The sequence below is a fragment of the Methylorubrum sp. POS3 genome (assembly GCF_043352485.1).
In the GTDB taxonomy this organism is placed as follows: domain Bacteria; phylum Pseudomonadota; class Alphaproteobacteria; order Rhizobiales; family Beijerinckiaceae; genus Methylobacterium; species Methylobacterium suomiense.
Genome location: NZ_JAPRBT010000043.1, coordinates 1 through 13,725, shown reverse-complemented (window position 1 = coordinate 13,725; position 13,725 = coordinate 1). Strand labels below are relative to the sequence as shown.

Annotated in this window: 16 protein-coding genes; 9 read left to right on the top strand and 7 right to left on the bottom strand. The window is 69.2% G+C overall.

From position 1 onward, the window contains the following. The first annotated feature begins 443 nt into the window (after positions 1-443). From OWC43_RS23515 to OWC43_RS23500, 4 genes are all read left to right on the top strand, one after another. The gene (locus OWC43_RS23515; RefSeq protein WP_111473750.1) at positions 444-932 is read left to right on the top strand and encodes an RNA polymerase sigma factor; all 489 of its coding nucleotides are present in this window, start codon (positions 444-446) and stop codon (positions 930-932) included. After that, positions 932-1,648 (top strand): anti-sigma factor, encoded by a 717-nt coding sequence (locus OWC43_RS23510; RefSeq protein WP_056459988.1) that lies wholly within the window; start codon positions 932-934, stop codon positions 1,646-1,648. The genes OWC43_RS23515 and OWC43_RS23510 overlap by 1 nt, the downstream gene beginning before the upstream one ends. A gap of 123 nt (positions 1,649-1,771) precedes the next feature. After that, positions 1,772-2,983: a molybdopterin-dependent oxidoreductase gene (locus OWC43_RS23505; protein WP_056459983.1), complete on the top strand. Its 1,212-nt coding sequence runs from the start codon at positions 1,772-1,774 to the stop codon at positions 2,981-2,983. 13 nt (positions 2,984-2,996) lie between these two features. Beyond that, positions 2,997-3,317, top strand: coding sequence for a sulfite:cytochrome C oxidoreductase subunit B (locus OWC43_RS23500; protein ID WP_091970929.1), 321 nt, complete (start codon positions 2,997-2,999; stop codon positions 3,315-3,317). A 49-nt stretch (positions 3,318-3,366) separates the two neighbouring features. Here OWC43_RS23500 and OWC43_RS23495 read toward each other — a convergent pair whose 3' ends face one another. Together OWC43_RS23495 and OWC43_RS23490 are read right to left on the bottom strand one after the other, a co-directional pair. Next, a complete protein-coding gene (locus OWC43_RS23495) occupies positions 3,367-4,806 on the bottom strand; it encodes a YncE family protein (protein WP_056459978.1) in 1,440 nt (479 codons plus the stop codon). 49 nt (positions 4,807-4,855) lie between these two features. Next, positions 4,856-5,254 carry a DUF305 domain-containing protein gene (locus OWC43_RS23490; protein WP_056459976.1) on the bottom strand — a complete coding sequence of 133 codons (399 nt, stop codon included), beginning with the start codon at positions 5,252-5,254 and terminating at the stop codon, positions 4,856-4,858. Between the two features lie 197 nt (positions 5,255-5,451). Here OWC43_RS23490 and OWC43_RS23485 point away from each other — a divergent pair, with 197 nt between their 5' ends. The 3 genes from OWC43_RS23485 (at position 5,452) to OWC43_RS23475 (ending at position 7,701) form a co-directional block, all read left to right on the top strand. Continuing rightward, complete coding sequence (locus tag OWC43_RS23485) at positions 5,452-5,961, top strand: sigma-70 family RNA polymerase sigma factor (protein WP_393958701.1); 510 nt, start codon at positions 5,452-5,454, stop codon at positions 5,959-5,961. Further along, the gene (locus OWC43_RS23480) at positions 5,958-6,755 is read left to right on the top strand and encodes an anti-sigma factor family protein (RefSeq protein WP_393958700.1); all 798 of its coding nucleotides are present in this window, start codon (positions 5,958-5,960) and stop codon (positions 6,753-6,755) included. Before OWC43_RS23485 ends, OWC43_RS23480 begins: the two co-directional genes overlap by 4 nt. Before the next feature lie 61 nt (positions 6,756-6,816). Continuing rightward, positions 6,817-7,701, top strand: a complete 885-nt coding sequence (locus OWC43_RS23475; protein ID WP_393958699.1) for a LysR substrate-binding domain-containing protein — start codon at positions 6,817-6,819, stop codon at positions 7,699-7,701. A 13-nt stretch (positions 7,702-7,714) separates the two neighbouring features. Here OWC43_RS23475 and OWC43_RS23470 read toward each other — a convergent pair whose 3' ends face one another. From OWC43_RS23470 to OWC43_RS23460, 3 genes are all read right to left on the bottom strand, one after another. Continuing rightward, positions 7,715-8,806, bottom strand: a complete 1,092-nt coding sequence (locus OWC43_RS23470) for a molybdopterin-dependent oxidoreductase (protein WP_024830153.1) — start codon at positions 8,804-8,806, stop codon at positions 7,715-7,717. Between the two features lie 65 nt (positions 8,807-8,871). Then, a complete protein-coding gene (locus tag OWC43_RS23465) occupies positions 8,872-9,954 on the bottom strand; it encodes a YeiH family protein (protein ID WP_393958698.1) in 1,083 nt (360 codons plus the stop codon). 278 nt (positions 9,955-10,232) lie between these two features. Beyond that, positions 10,233-11,033 carry a pentapeptide repeat-containing protein gene (locus OWC43_RS23460; RefSeq protein ID WP_024830155.1) on the bottom strand — a complete coding sequence of 267 codons (801 nt, stop codon included), beginning with the start codon at positions 11,031-11,033 and terminating at the stop codon, positions 10,233-10,235. A 185-nt stretch (positions 11,034-11,218) separates the two neighbouring features. On the opposite strand from OWC43_RS23460, the gene OWC43_RS23455 reads away from it, so the two are divergent. Next, positions 11,219-11,893, top strand: coding sequence for a Crp/Fnr family transcriptional regulator (locus OWC43_RS23455; protein WP_393958727.1), 675 nt, complete (start codon positions 11,219-11,221; stop codon positions 11,891-11,893). Positions 11,894-12,162: 269 nt separating this feature from the next. Here the strand turns inward: OWC43_RS23455 and OWC43_RS23450 are convergent, their stop codons facing one another. Together OWC43_RS23450 and OWC43_RS23445 are read right to left on the bottom strand one after the other, a co-directional pair. Further along, a complete protein-coding gene (locus OWC43_RS23450) occupies positions 12,163-12,804 on the bottom strand; it encodes a hypothetical protein (protein WP_393958696.1) in 642 nt (213 codons plus the stop codon). Positions 12,805-12,865: 61 nt separating this feature from the next. Continuing rightward, positions 12,866-13,159, bottom strand: coding sequence for a hypothetical protein (locus OWC43_RS23445; protein ID WP_393958695.1), 294 nt, complete (start codon positions 13,157-13,159; stop codon positions 12,866-12,868). Positions 13,160-13,372: 213 nt separating this feature from the next. On the opposite strand from OWC43_RS23445, the gene OWC43_RS23440 reads away from it, so the two are divergent. Further along, positions 13,373-13,725, top strand: a 353-nt coding sequence (locus OWC43_RS23440; protein WP_393958693.1) for a type II toxin-antitoxin system HicB family antitoxin, incomplete at its 3' end; no start/stop codon positions are given.

The window sequence follows — 13,725 nt, the reverse complement described above, 5'->3', positions numbered from 1 at the left end:
GTCGCACCTTCGCTGTTCCTTCAAATTCAATAGCTACCTCGTTGGCCAACCGAATTACGGTGCAAATTTCGTAATTACCGGGAGCCCGAAAAGGGCAATTTTCATGCGCCCGGTTTCACCAGCCACGGGTGCAGCGTGAGCCACGGTTACATGGCGGCTTTGCCCTATACTTTTTGGGGGCCGCATTGCGCCATGAGCGGACATCAACTCGATACCCGTAACCGGACATTCAGCTTCGCGCCCACCCCTGCCTTAAAACCGCATCCTCACATGCCTGAAAGCAGACATGCGAGCCTGCTATCGATTGTTCAGCAATAACAACGCTCCGAGTAGCGCTGCAGAGGTGTAAGGCCTCCCGACATCCACAACCATCGTCGACCGTTGCGGCTCTGTGTGGACATGCATTGATGTGCTATGGAGTGCGGGGAGGACGACACATCAGGATGCGGTCCATCGGTCAGCACCTCGTCGATGCGTGGCCGCGCCTGTTCCGCTACGCGCTAGCCCTGACGCGTGAGCCCGACGCCGCACGTGACCTGATGCAGCAGAGTGCTCTCAAGGCGCTTTCCACGCGTACGACTCCCAGTGAGCCTCACGCGGCCCGCGCCTACCTGTTCCAGATCGTGCGCCACGCCTGGATCGACCGGATCCGCCGGACCCGCCTCCACCACGAGGATGAGCTCCTCGATTGGCCCGACGAGGGGTTCGACGACCGCCTGATCGAGGCGATCGCCGTGCGCCAAGCCTTCGCCGCTCTCGATATGCCCTGCCGGGCTGTCGTGACTTGCGTGGACGTCGAAGGCTTGAGCTACCGGGAGACCGCCGAACGGCTCGGCATTCCCGTCGGCACGGTCATGAGCCGTCTGCACAGGGCGAGGCGGATCATGCTGCACCGGATCGCCGGGCCGTCCGATGGGAGCGAGGGGCCGTGATGCGCTGGGAGACCCTCAATGCCTACGTCGATGGGGAACTCGATCCGCAGGACCGGCGCGCAGTCGCGGAGACGCTGGCCCGCGATCCGGTCCTGGCCGCGCGGGTCGCGACCCTGACCCGGCTGAAGCAGGGAGTGAAACAGGAGGTGAAGGCTGCGGCCGTGCCGCCCCGGCGCGCGCCGATCGCCCGCGCCTCCCTCGGATGGGCGTGCGCCGCGGCCCTGGTCGTCCTCGTCGGCGCCGGCTGGCTCGCCCTGTCGTCTCGCGCGCCGGCGGACCCCGCGCGCGCGGCCTTCACGGCATGGGGTGCGGCGGGCTCACCCGCGAACGACGTGCGGCCCGCGGGCGGCCCGAATGGCTTCCCCCTCGATCTGGGGGCGGCAGGCTTCCGCTTGGTCTACCTGTCCCCGGACGACGGTTCGGCCGGTCGGCTCGCAGGTTACGAGGGGCGTCACGGCTGCCGGCTCGCCATCTGGAGCGGACCGTCGCGCGGGCAGGCCGGTCGGGAGATCGCGCAAGGGAGCGGCGGCCTGCGTGTGGCGCGCTGGGACAGCGAGGGGCGCCACTACGTCCTCCTGTCCAAGACGGTGCCGGCCGAGCGGTTCGCCCTGCTGGCCGAGGCGGCCGTGCTGCTCACCGAACCGAACAAGACGGACCGCCTGCGGCTCGCGCTGGACCGGGCGACCAGCCTCGCGGAGCGCCCCTGCACCGGCTGACCGGCGCGAGCCGCGGAATTTATTTCGACCCGCCGCGAATAGACCGGGGGCGACATGCGTCTCCTCCTCCGCACGTCGCGGGCCCGGTCGCCGGAGTCACGCGCGGACAGGGGAGGACTTCGGATGCTCGACAGACGCGATCTCATCAGGCGGGCGGGCCTCACCGCCCTGGCGGGCCTCGGCGGTGGCACTTTCGCGTCCTTGCGCACGCTCGCGGGCGACAACGCCACGCTGCCCTTCGGCAACGGCGAACGGCCCCTGGTGGCCTATCCGGGCAAGCGCCCGCTGCTCCAGATGACCGCGCGTCCGCCGCAGCTGGAGACTCCGTTCTCGGTGTTCGACGAGGGCGCGATCACGCCCAACGACGCGTTCTTCGTGCGCTACCATCTCGCCGACATCCCGACCGAGATCGATCGCGAGACCTATCGCGTCGCGATCAAGGGCCATGTCGAGCGGGAGGTCTCGCTCTCGCTCGCCGACCTGAAGGCGATGCCGACGACCGAGATCGTCGCGGTCAACCAGTGCTCGGGCAATTCCCGCGGCTTCTTCACGCCGCGGATGGCCGGCGGGCAGCTCGCCAACGGCGCCATGGGCTGCGCCCGCTGGACCGGCGTGCCGCTGAAGGCCGTGCTCGACAAGGCTGGGGTGAAGGCGGGCGCCGTGGAGGTCGCCTTCACCGGGCTCGACGGCCCGGTGATCCCCGAGACGCCGGACTTCGCCAAGTCGCTCAAGCTCGACCATGCCAGCGACGGGCAGGTGATGCTGGCCTGGGGCATGAACGGGCAGGACCTACCCTGGCTCAACGGCTATCCCCTGCGCCTCGTCGTACCGGGCTTCTACGGCACCTACTGGGTCAAGCATTTGGAGAGCATCAGCGTGCTCGACAAACCCTTCGACGGCTTCTGGATGCAGAAGGCCTATCGCATCCCCGACAACGATTGCGCCTGCACCGAACCCGGCAAGGCCGCGGACAAGACCGTGCCGATCAACCGCTTCACGGTGCGCTCCTTCCTCACCAACCTGACCGACGGGGGGCAGGTGAAGGCCGGCCACACGCCCTTGCGCGGCATCGCCTTCGACGGCGGCTCTGGGATCAAGGCGGTGGCAGTCTCGACCGACGACGGCAAGACCTGGACGGAGGCGCGGCTCGGGCAGGATCTCGGCCCCTACGCCTTCCGGCCCTGGACCCTCGACGTGGACTTGTCGCCGGGATCGCACGCGATCCGGGTGCGGGCGACCGCCAACGACGGGGCGAGCCAGCCGATGGAGCCGCGCTGGAACCCGGCCGGGTACCTGCGCAACGTGGTCGAGACCACCCGCGTGCGCGCGGTCTGAGGGAGTGACGACGATGACCCGCATCACCCTCGCCCTCGCGGCGGCCCTCGCCCTCGCGACCGGCGCGGCGCTCGCCGCGCCGAAATCCTACGCGGTGCCGGAGCCGACCGCGGAGCTGCGGGCGCCGAAGGCCGGCATGCACGCGGAGGGCTTCGAGGCGGCCCAGGCGAACTGCCTCGTCTGCCATTCGGTGGACTACATCGCGATGCAGCCACCGGGCAAAGGCGCGGCCTTCTGGGAGTCCGAGGTGACCAAGATGGTCAAGGTCTACCACGCGCCGATCGACGCGGCGCAGGCCAAGGCCATCGCCGCCTACCTCGCCGACACCTACTGAGGCGAGGCGGGCAACAGGGGGGCGGTCCGGCGACCGCCCCCTCGTCCCGTCAGCGCGGTGCCTGGGTCTGGACCGTCGCGCCGGTCTCGCCGGGCTTGCCCTCGACGATGACGAGGCTGCGCCGCGTGGCTTCGTTGGCGTTCTGCGTCACCTGCCGGATCGGACCGACGGCGTTGACGATGGCCGCGCCCGCCGGGTTCGTCATGAAGGCGGCGAGCGGCTCGAGAAGCCCCGTGCCCTTTGGATCGGCCGCGAGGGCCAGGACGTAGGGCTTCTTCGGCGTGAGGCCCGTCACCGCCGCCTGCAGGGTCTGCAACACGCCCTGGTCGAACAGCGTGACCTGCGTGGCCGCCTTGCCGTCCGGGCCGGCCAGCGTCAGCGTGCTGGATTGGCCCGCCGCGCCCAGCGGCTGGAGGTTCGGCGCACCCGCTCCCTCCGGCACCGCCTCCGGGACGTAGGCCACCCCCTGCGGCCCTTGGCCGACCGGGATCGTGGCGATCACCGCGTTGCTGCCGGTGTCGATCACCGCGACCGCGTCGGCATTCTCCAGGCCGACATAGATCCGCGAACCGTCGCCCGAGGGCCAGAGGCCGTGCGGGAGCGCGCCGGTGGGAATCGTCGCGACCTGCGAGAAGTCGTCGGTGCGGAACACCTCCACTCGGTTCAGGCCGCCGACCGTCACGTAGGCGAACTGCCCGGCCTTCGTGCGCGCGATGTTGACGTGGTTCGTGATCGGTCCCGTCTCGATGGTCTTGAGCGCCTTGAACGGCGGCGTGGCCTCGAACACTTGGACGCGGCCGACGTCCTTGAGGGTGAACCACACCTGCTTTCCGTCGGGCGTCGCCGCGATGTCGGGGCAGAACGGGCTCTCCTGCTTGATCCGCCCGACGATCTCGCGGCTCTTCACGTCGATGGCGACCGTCTCGGGGCTGAAGCTGGAGCAGACGTAGCCGTAACGCCCGTCGGGCGAGAAGATCGTCATGCCGGGCCCGTTCGGCACCGTGATCCGGCCCGTCTCCCGGCCCGTACCGGCGTCGAGGATCGCGACGTAGTCCTCGCCGCGCACGCTGACCCAGACCTCGCGCCCGTCCGGCGTGAAGAACGCCTCGTGCGGCGAGCGCCCGACATAGGTCGTGCGGCGCACCGTGTTGGTGGCGGTATCGATGAAGCTGACCGAGTTCGAGCCGATCGAGACGGCGAGCAGAGTCTTGCGGTCGGGCGAGAAGCCCATGCCATGCACGAGGAGCTGGCCGCGATAGAGCGGGCTCAGGTTCGCGGGCGTCGTGTCGCCGAGGCGGATCACGCCCAGAAGCGTGTTGGCGGCGGGATCGATCACCGAGACCGTGTTGGAGAACTGGTCCGAGGTATAGAACCGGTCGCGCGGGCCGACGGGCACGTCCGGCGCCGAGGCGGGCCCCGGCGCTTGGCCCGCCAGGGCGGTCCCGCCAAGGAAGGCGATCAGCAAGGTCGCCGGAATGAGTTGTCGCATCGTGGGGGTCTCTTCGCTCTGATTGCTGGGTCGGTAAGCGGCGATCGGCTCAGTGATGGTGGCGGGGCGGGGCCTGCGGCGGCGTGGCTGACACGGCCGGTCGCTCGGCGAGGGCGCGGCGCATGACCTCGATCTCCTGCGCCTGCTCGACAATGATGCCCTGCGCGAGCCGACGCAGGACCGGGTCGCGGCCGTAGGCGAGTTCGGCCTTAGCCATCTCGATCGCGCCCTGATGATGCGGGATCATCATGGCGGCGAAGTCCCGGTCGGGATCGCCGGACGGCACCACCGCCATGTCCGCGTGCATCCGCGCCATCGATTGGGCCATCATCGCATCGAAGCCGCCGGGGGCGGTCTCCGCATGCCCGGCGCGCATCATCATCCCGCCAGCCAGGACGCCTCCGGCCATGAGCAGTGTGATGAGGATCGCCGTCGGTGCTCCGCGCATGGTCTCTCCCGCAGTGTCGAGGTCACGCGGGGAGAGATGCCGGCCGGGCCGGGATATTCCCCGCCGCTCCCGGCTAATCGATCACAGATGCGTGATCAGCTTACCGGGGCGAGGCTTGGAATAGTTCGGGCGTTTCCGGCATCTCTCATCCGAGCGGCGGCGCGGGCCTTGCCGTCGGCGCGAACCGGAGACCGCCCTTGGACGACCTCGCCGTTCTGATCGAACCGCAGATCCCGGCCCTGCGGCGCTACGCGACCGCGCTGTTGCGGCAGCGCGAGGCGGCCGACGACCTCGTCCAGGACACGCTGGAACGGGCGATCCGCACTTGGCCGCAACGCCGCGAGGGCGATCTGCGGGCGTGGCTATTCGCGATCCTGCGCAACCGCTACCTCGAAGGCGTGCGCCGCCGCCGGGGCATTGAGGTCGGCCCGGAGGCGCTGATGGAGATTGCGGAGGTCGGGGTCGATCCCGAGGCGGCCGTGGGCGCGCGGGACGTGCTCGACGGGATCGCCGCGCTTCCCGAGGAGCAGCGGTCCGTCTTGCTCCTCGTCGCGGTCGAGGACATGTCCTATGCCGAGGTCGCCACCGTGCTCGCGGTCCCCATCGGCACCGTGATGTCGCGCCTCAGCCGGGCACGCGGCCGGATGCGCGCTTTCCTCGATCAGGCCCCGACTATCGTCACCGGGCATCTGCGGAGGGTGAAATGACCGCGTCCGACCCGCGTCCCGTCGGCGAGGACGATCTGCACGCCTTCGTGGACGGACGGCTCGATCCAGGCCGCCGCGACCGCGTCGAGGCGTGGCTCGCTGCGCATCCGGAGACGGCCGCCCGGGTCGCCGCCGACCGGGCGGTGCGGGAACGCCTGCGGGCGCGCCTCGCGCCCGTGGCGGACGAGCCGATCCCCGCCCGCCTGCGCATCGCGAATCTCGCGGGCCCACGCCGGAGGCGCATCCCGCGCTGGTGGCCTAACGCGGCGGCGGCGGCGCTCCTGCTCACCGTCGGCGGCGCGGCCGGGTGGGTCGGGCGCGGCGCCGTGCCGAGCGCTGGCGCCCCGGCCGAACCAATGACGCAGGCGGCCGTCTCTGCCTTCCGCACCTACGTGGTCGAGGCCGCCCATCCGGTCGAGGTCCGCGCCGACGGCTCAACCGACCTCGTGCGATGGCTCAGCGCGCGCCTAGGCCGACCCGTCACCGTGCCGGACCTGCGGGCGCAGGGCTTCCGGTTGATGGGCGGGCGCCTGCTCCCCGCCGGAGACGAGCCGGCGGCGATGCTGATGTACGACGACGACCGGGGCACCCGCCTGACGCTCTACAGCCGGGCCGGGCCGACCGGCGGGCGCGGCGTGTTCCGTTATGCCCGCGCCGACGACGTCGCCGCCTTCTCGTGGATCGACGCCGGGATGTCTTACGTGGTGACGGCCCGCACGGACGAGGCGCGGCTGCTCCGGGTCGCCGAGGCGGTCGATGCGCAGGTCTCGGGCAAGCGCGAAGGCGCGCGGTGACGCTCGTATCCGAACCCTGCCGGACCACGCCGGCCAAGGCCTCCGCCGAGCCCGAGACGCCATGACCCTCGACCAGTTGCGCATCTTCGTGGCGGTCGCCGAGCGCCAGCACGTCACGCGGGCGGCCGAGGCGCTGAACCTCGTCCAGTCGGCGGTCAGCGCCGCCATCAACGCCCTGGAGAGCCGGCACGCCGTCAAGCTGTTCCACCGGGTCGGCCGGGGCATCGAGTTGACCGAGGCGGGCGGCGTCTTTCTCGGCGAGGCTCGCGCGGTGCTCGCCCGCGCCCAAGCGGCCGAACTCGTGCTCGCGGACCTCAGCGGCATGCGGCGCGGCACGCTGGCCATTCAGGCGAGTCAGACCATCGCCAGCCACTGGCTTCCCCGGCACCTCGTCGCCTTCCGGGCGGCCTATCCCGACATCGTCCTGCGGCTCGGCATCGGCAACACCGCAGAGGCCGCCGAGGCGGTCCGGGCGGGGACGGCGGAACTCGCTTTCGTGGAGGGCGCGATCGACGACGGCAGCCTCGCGAGCGCCCCGATCGCCGAGGATCGGCTGGTCCTCGTGGTCTCGCCCGGCCACCCGTTGGCCGCATGCGCGCGGCCGGGACGATCCGATCTCGCGTCAGTCTCTTGGGTTCTGCGCGAACCCGGATCGGGCACGCGCTCCGCCTTCGAGGCGGCGATCAGCGCACTGGGCATCGCACCGGACGCACTCACGGTTGCCCTCGAACTGCCGTCGAACGAGGCGGTCCTCGCCGCCGTCGTGGCAGGGGCCGGGGCAAGCGTTCTGTCCGAAGCGGTGGTCGGACCCTCGCTGCGAACCAGAGCGCTCGTCGCCGTGCCCTTCGCCCTGCCGACGCGGACCTTCCGGGTCCTGCGCCACAAGGAGCGCTACCGCAGCCGCGCCGCCGACGCGCTGCTCGACCTGATCCGTGCCGCTCCTTGATCCGTCGCGGAACTCAGGCGACCTCGACCCTCACACAGTGCCAGGAAGCGCTGAGATAGCCCTTGAAGTTCCACGTCTCGTCCGGCCGCGCCGGTTGGGTCTGCCCAGCGGCGTCCCAGGCGCGCACCACGAGGTCGCGCTCGCCGGACGGAAGGTCCAGCACGATCTCCCAGAACGTCCAGGCGAAGGGGGCGCCGGCCTCGTGTTCCAGCACGGCTTGATGCCAGGACCGACCGCCATCGCTTGAGACATCGACGCGCACGACCGCCCGGTCTCCCGCGATGGCGTACCCGCGGACGGTGGTCTCGCCCATCTTGAGCCGGGCTCCGCGTGCGGGCTCGCAGATCGCGGCGTTGAGCGGCATCGTCTCGATGGTGTGGCCTTTCGCCGGATCGGCGGTCTCGGCCGTCACGTCCGGCGGGAACAGCTTGTAGTCGTCGGCTTGCATCGGGTTGGTCGAGGGGTGGTCCTGCACCGTGATGCGCTTCAGCCATTTCGGGCTGCGCACGCCTGCGAAGCCCGGCACGACGGCTCGCACGGGGAAGCCGTGTTCGGGCAACAGCGGGGCCCCGTTCATCGCGAAGGCCAGCAGCGTCTCGTCGGCGACCGCCTTGGCGAGCGGGATCGAGACGCCGTAGAACTGGCCCTCGACCACATCGTGGCTCTCGAAGGCCACGTGGAGGTCCGAGTGGAGGTTCGCTCCCGGCGCTACGCCCGCCGCACGCAGGACGTCGCCGAGGCGGATTCCGGTCCAGTCCGCCGTCCCGATGGCGCCGCCGTCCCAGGGATCGCCCGAGACCGGGGCCACCGCCCGCATATCGGCGCGGCGGTTGCCGGCGCACTGCATCGTGGCCGTGACGGTCGCCTCGGGAAAACGCGCGCGCAGATCCGCCAGCGACAGATCGAGGGGGCCGACACCCGCGCCGTCGATGGACAGACGCCATGTGGCGGGGTCGATCTCCGGCAGGTCGCCGTGGGAGCGGACGTAGAAGTCTTCCGCAGGGGTCCGGTAACGGGCCCGCAGGCGAGTCAGCGGCGGCTCGGCGTTGTAGGGGCGCTCCCCATGAACGATCAGGCGCGCCATACGCTCGGTCAAGCTCGACATCGGGTGTCTCTATCGCAGAAGGTCGGAGCTCAACGCGCGCGGACGCGCCAGGTGGCAGGCCTCTGTCAGGCGATGCCGAGCAGGCGGATCAGCCCGAGGCTCACGGCCGTGAGGGCGGCGAGCGAAGCGACCACCGCCAGGGTGACGCGCGGTCCCGCCTTGGCGACGCTGCGCACGTCGACGCCGAGGCCGAGGGCCGCCATCGACACGATGGTCAGCGCGTTCGCCGTCGCGGCCATGGGGTGCAGAGCCCCTTCGGGAACGAGCCCCGCCGAGCGAAGACCCGCCAGGGCCAGGAAGGCTAGGATGAACCACGGCACCAGCCGGTGCAGCGGCATCCGGCCCGGGGCGGGGCGCTCATCGACCGCCTGGGACGGTACGGTCGCGTCCGTTTCCGCCCGCAGCCGGCCGATCCCGAGCGAGAGAGCCAGGACCACCGGCCCGAGCATCAGCACGCGGACCAGCTTGACCAGGGTGCCGACCTGGACGCTGAGGGCGGCCACCGGCGCGGTTGCGGCGAGAACCTGCGGCACCGCGTAGACCGTCAGCCCCGCGAGCACGCCGTACTGCATCGGCGAGAGGCCGAGCAGGGGCACGAGCAGGGGCAAGCCGAGAACGACGAGAACGCCGAGCACGGCGGTGAAGGCGATGGACGAGGCGACGTCCTCGCCGTCCGCGTCGATCACCGGGGCCGCCGCCGCGATCGCCGAGTTTCCGCAGATCGAGTTGCCGCAGGCCACGAGGATGGCGAGACGCGGGGCCAGCCCGAGAGCCCGGCCAATGCCGTAGCTCGCCGCGATGGCGAGAGCCACCACCACCGCGATGCCGACGAGAAGCCCCGGCCCGGCCGCGAGCAGCGTCCCGAGGCTGAGCGAGGCGCCGAGCAGGACGACGGCGATTTCCAGGACGGTCTTGGCGCCGAACGCGATACCGTGAACGAAGCGCCGACCTGGGCTCCAGGCCGTGCGGACGGCCGTGCCCAGCACGATGGCGAGGACCAGAGCCTCCAGCCACTCACGGCCGAAGATATGTTTCTCGACCCTCTCCAGCCCGAGGGCGACGCCCGTCACCGCGAGGCAAAGGCTCAGGCCGGGCAGGATGGAAGGCAGGGCAAGCGCGCGTGATCGGAGAAATGCTGCTGCGGGCATGGTGCGTGCACCTCGTGGAATGGATCTGCTACGACCATGACCGCATCCATTCGTTCGCTCCAACGGAACGTATCAATCGTTTTGATCACATGATGCGATGATTTGGCTGGCGACGACGAACGTCGTGCTTCGGACTGAAGCGAGCCTTGTCGATCGGGCAACCCGAGTTTGTGGCTTCGCTGATATGCAAGGAACGTTGCAGATCCCCGCTGACTGGGTCTCCGGAGACACAAGCCGTTGAGGTCAGCGGCGGGCCGTCAGGTCGGTGAACGGGCGCGTCAATTGGATGCCTGAGTGACGGCACGGTCGATGTTCACCCTCTCCGCCCAGTCCTTGGCCTCGGACTGACCCTTGAGGTTGATCAGCCGGGCACCGCTGACGTCGACGTTCTTGAAGTCCGCGCCCGTGACCGTAGCACCGGTCAAATTGGCCCCGGACAAGTCCGATCCCATCAGCACCACGCCGGTGAGATCGGCATCCTTGAGATTCGCATACTCCAGGCGTGACCGGCCGAGGTTGGCTCCCCTGAGGTTCGCGCCCGACAGGTTCACCGAGGTGAACACCGCCCGCATCAGACCCATGGACTGATTCTTGATGTCGGCTCCGCCCTTGAGATCGACCAGCGTGGCGCCGCTCATGTTGGCGCCCTTGAAATCGCCGATGGGCATGGACCGGCTGAGGTCGGCCTCGCTGAGGTTGGCGTCCCGCGCCGTGATGCCGAACATCTTCGCGTCTGCGAGCTTGGCGCCGGAAAGGTCTGCCTTCAGGAGCCATGCCTGTTCGAGGTTTGCGCCGCTGAGATCGGCGCCGCGCAGATTGGCCTTGTTCAGGCGCGCAGTGCGTAAGTTGACGCCCCGGAGATTCAGCCCCGAGAGATCGAGCCCCGACAGCGCCTTGTCGTGCAGGTCGATGGGCTTTCCGTTCGCGTCCTGAATCATCGCCTCGACGTCGGCGCGGCTCATCTCGGCCTTCGTCATGGCGGGTGAGGACATATCGGCACCGAGCAGCAGATCTTGTTCGGCCGCGGCAGGGCCGGCAGCGAAGACGGCGAGCATGAAGCTGAGGGCGAAACGGCGCATCGGTTTACTCCCGGCGGGCGCCACGCATGGCGGGCACCCTTATCGTGTTCGTTGTGTCGCGATGCTATGCCGGGCCGCTGCACCCGGTCGGTGACCCCGGTCACACAAATCAGGCGCGGCGGGAGAAAAGCGCAACGCGCGCCGGACGATCAACCCGTCGTCATGGCCGGGGGACCACGCCAGCCATGACGGATGCCCAGAAGGTCGAGCGGTGGATCGATCGGTTTCCGCTCCTACAGGCTCTCAGCCCGGCGCACCTTCAGATCGCTCGGGGAACCGTGCATTTCCCGGTGCTGGATGCAGGCGCCATCGCCTACGAACTGAATGGCGAGTGTGCCAACTACCTGATGTGCCTGGAGGGACGCACGCGGATCTTCCGGATGTCGGAGGGCGGACGCGAGGTGCTGATCTACAAGGTTGGCCCGGGTGGCACCTGCGCCCTGACCACCCAGTGTCTCCTGTCTGGCGGCACCTTTCCAGCGCAGAGCGTGGCCGAGGAGCGGACCGAGCTCGCGGCCCTGCCGGACAGCACGTTCCAGCACCTGATGGGCGACAGCGCGGCGTTCCGCAGCTTCGTCATGGATGATTACACGCGATTGATGTCCGGCCTGTTCACGCTGATCGACGAGGTCGCGTTCGCACCGCTGAAGCAGCGCCTCGCGCAACGGCTCCTGGCCGAGGCTGATCCGCGGGGCGTCGCCGCGGTGACTCATCAGAAACTCGCGGACGATGTCGGCAGCGTGCGCGAGGTGGTGAGCCGCATCCTGGCACAATGGGCCGAGGCGGGCCTAATCGAACTTCGTCGAGGCGCGGTCAAGATTGTTGACCGGACACGCTTGGAGGCCGCAGGGCGGCGGTGACTGGCGGCGTGCTGGTGTCCATTTTTGAGGCCGACGCCAATCGAGCTTTACGACTGGGTTGGTTCGACAGGACCTTGTCTGCTCTTTTTGGCAAGCCCTCCCCAGAGCAGACAGGCCACTACTGGCCAGAAGTTGCCGAACCGTGTCCATTGAACTGCCTGGAAGCGGACATTCCGACCGTCTGCAATGGGTCATTTGCGGCTTTTGAAGAGACTGCCTGTCTCACTGCTTACGCCAGATCACAGAGGTTCTCGAAGATATCAACGCAATTACGCCGAGTAACCCCAATGCTTGGCAAGAAGGCGTAGACCACGCCGGAGGCGATCGAGTGCGACCGCATTGGCCGCATGATCTTTGCCAAACCCCAGCCCCTGCCCTACCGCGCCAAGATCAAGCTCAAGGCAAACGACGTCGCGCACCACCCACCAATCACCCGGATGCAGCGCCGCCTCGGCCAGCCGCAGCGTACGGCGGTTCGATTCCATGATCTCGGTGATCGGCGTGCGGCTCGACGGATGGCCCCCACCGGCCCCGTTCGGATCGTTCGCCGCCGGGAAGCCCGATAGGCCGGCGAGGTAGTAGTGGCCGCGCAGCTTGTCCCCGGCCTCCATCAGCTGTTTGTTCGTCTGCGGATCGGGGTCGAGGCGGCCGCGGGCGTGAAGCCGGTCGAGCGGTGCTTGGTTAAGTCGGATGACGCCGCCGGCGCCGACGCCGCCCCAGGCACCGCCCCCGGGGCCGATGACCTGTAGCTTCCGGCCGGCGATCGTCATCGCGATCGTCACGCCGGCCTGCTGCAGCCGCTCTGCCGTCGCCCCGCCCTCCGGCAGCGTCTCGGCGGGGATCTTCTTCACCGCCTCGCGACAGGCGAGGGAAACAGGCTTCTTCTTGCGAGGACCGGCCACGGACAGCATCCCTCATCGCGGCAGTCGATGCGCTGCACGATGCGAGGGGGCGGCACCCGTTTGACCACTGTCAAGCCTGCTGGATCCGCGCCTCACCCAGCAGCATCGAAATCCGCTCGACCGCCGCACGCCGGTGTCGGCGGGCTGTCGAGTAGCGCAGGCCTCTCTCCCGGCACACGCTATGGAACGAGCAACCATGGGCCGCACACCAGACCCAGAGCTTGAGCGCTCGCCGGTGATCGGCATTCACGACGTAGAGGTCCGGCCATCGCAGAGGGCGATCTGGCTCGGAAGAGCGAGATTGCGGATCGGCGCGCTCGGCGAGGATCATCCGACGCTCGATGTCATGGTCGCTCAACACCATGGGCTGACGCTCATCTGTGCGATGGTCGGCCGACGGCGCCTTTCGCGCCCAGCGGCCGGCCAAGTTGTCCGCCTTATGTTCCAAGATAGCCCGTGATTCGTCGCCTACCGCCCCTTCAAGCCCACTGTCCAAATCGGGGCGGCTTCAGAGCGGTTGGTCTTCTCCCGGATCGGGCGCCCATCTCGCTAACTTCGAGGGCTTCTGGACATGCGCATGGCCTACTTCGCGCTGCTTCATCCGCCCGAGGACCAAAGCTCCTGGGGCGTCACCTTCCCCGATCTACCCGGCTGCGTGTCCGCCGGAGACAACTTCGAGGACGCCGTGCAGGCGGCACGCGAGGCCCTGTCAGGCCACCTCGCCGCCCTGCGCGCCGACGGCGATCCGGTCCCCCGTCCCCGCACCTGGGCCGATCTGTCGGACGATCCGGAGACGGATCGCGACGGCGCCTTCGTCCAGCTCATCACGCCGCGCCGCGTGCCGGCCGAGCGGGTCCGCATCAACATCACCATCGACAAGGGTCTGTTGAGCGTGGCCGATGAGGCCGCCGAGGCTGAGGGGATAAACCG